The sequence below is a fragment of the Caballeronia udeis genome (assembly GCF_001544555.2).
Classification (GTDB): domain Bacteria; phylum Pseudomonadota; class Gammaproteobacteria; order Burkholderiales; family Burkholderiaceae; genus Caballeronia; species Caballeronia udeis.
This window is the reverse complement of record NZ_FCOK02000185.1, coordinates 1-1,679: the sequence shown is the minus strand read 5'-3', so window position 1 is coordinate 1,679 and position 1,679 is coordinate 1. Positions and strand designations below refer to the sequence as shown.

Here is a 1,679-nt window from a genome sequence, read left to right as displayed (position 1 = left end):
GGCGAGCAGACCGAAGACAGTTTCACAGGTGAGTGGACGCAGGCCACCGGTGGGCGGAAGTTGTCGCGCAGCAACCAATAAGACCTCGATCTCCTCCTCCGAATAGATATGCGGGGTTAGTCGTCGGTATCCCGGCCCACAAAGTCCAGACGGTGCAACTTCGGTGGCGGGATCGAATTGCAGGCGATACTTTGCGAATGGGCTCAGGATCTTCAATCGGCCCGCCCTGGTGATGGCGGTGGTGCGGGTCGATGAACTGGCCCAACGTAAGGCGAGTTCCTCCGTGATCGGACCGCGATGACCGAGCTGATCGGCGAAGCGAGCAAAGCACAGCAGCCGCCTCGCGTCACTCTCCAGGGCAAAGCCGAGTCGCCGCCGGTATTCGAGGTAGTCCTCGACCAGAGAGACCATAGTGGTGGCGGGCTTCATGTGAGTCTCCCCGGCCAGGGCAAGGCAACGGCGGTGAGTCTGGGTAGATCGACTTTGACATAGATGGTCGTCGTATTGACACTGCGGTGGCGCAACAGATCGGCGATGTCTTTGAGACTTGCCCCTCCTCTAAGCAACCTTGATGCTGCAGAATGGCGTAGGACGTGGGTCCCAGTCCAACGCTGAGCCAGGCCACATCGGGCGTAAGCGCAGCGTACGGCGTTACGCACCAGGCTCGGTCCCACCGGCTCATCGCGTGGAGCGCGGTGTCGCACGAACAGTGCGCGGCTATTCGTCTTGGGGCGGCCGAAACGCAGGTAGTCCACGATCGCACGCCCCGTCTGCGCAGGCAACGGTAGGAGTGCGGTGCGCTTTGCCTTTGCTTTGGCAATCCGCAGCGTGCCTTCTCGCCAGTCCAGGTCATCGAGTTGGATAGACGCCACTTCGCTCGCCCGCAAGCCCAGGTCTACCAGACAGCGGGCCATCGCGTAGTCGCGTCGGCCGGTTGGACACGTTCGATCGAAGGCATTCACAAAGCCCTTGAGTTCGGAATCGGTGAGGGAATCCGGGAACGCCGCGAGGCGCCAGTGGGCGATTCTGGGGACTGCGGCAATCAAGACTTCAGTAGGTTGCCCTTGCAAACGCCGGAAACGCAAATAGCTACGCAGACAGTCGCCAATAATTCCGGCCGTTCGGGGCTGACATCCTGTGGCGCGATCAGTGACGAATCGACATATGTCATCTGGTTTAAGACATTCAAGCGCAATCGGCCCCCAGCCAAACTGGGCAAGCAGGAACTCGCGGACGTAGCGCAGGCGGTAAAGACGCGTCGCCGGCGCCAGCCCGCGCACATCCTTGAGATACTTGTCAAAGCACTGAAGCTCTTCACTTACAACCTCAGAAATCAGCATCGATTTCGGCGGAACGATTCCCTCCGAACGCAGCATGCGAAGCAGATGACGGAGCGCGCGGCGAAGGTTTGCGGGGGTGCGAGGACCTGGCTTGCAGCAATGGCACACGGGAAGGTGCACCGTAAGAAAGCGATGCAGCACCGGCTCATCGACGTGATGGAGATCAATGTGCTGCTCAGTCAACCACCGTCCGAAGTGGGCCGCGCATTGCAGGTAGTTCTCGATAGTAATACTTGCGTATCCGCGATGCCTCAAGTATCCGGCATATGCTCCGACAACTGGTTCAAGTGCGCCGTTCCGTGCGCGATTGCGCATGACGACTTCAGAAACAACTTGCGT

Annotated in this window: 1 protein-coding gene and 1 pseudogene; both read right to left on the bottom strand. The window is 59.8% G+C overall.

What is annotated here, in order from left to right:
* Nucleotides 1-429 (bottom strand): annotated as a pseudogene (locus AWB69_RS45070) (tyrosine-type recombinase/integrase); the annotation flags it as partial.
* A partial coding sequence (locus tag AWB69_RS46795; RefSeq protein ID WP_082913890.1) for a site-specific integrase occupies nucleotides 426-1,679 on the bottom strand: 1,254 nt, incomplete at its 5' end. The pseudogene AWB69_RS45070 and the gene AWB69_RS46795, both read right to left, overlap by 4 nt.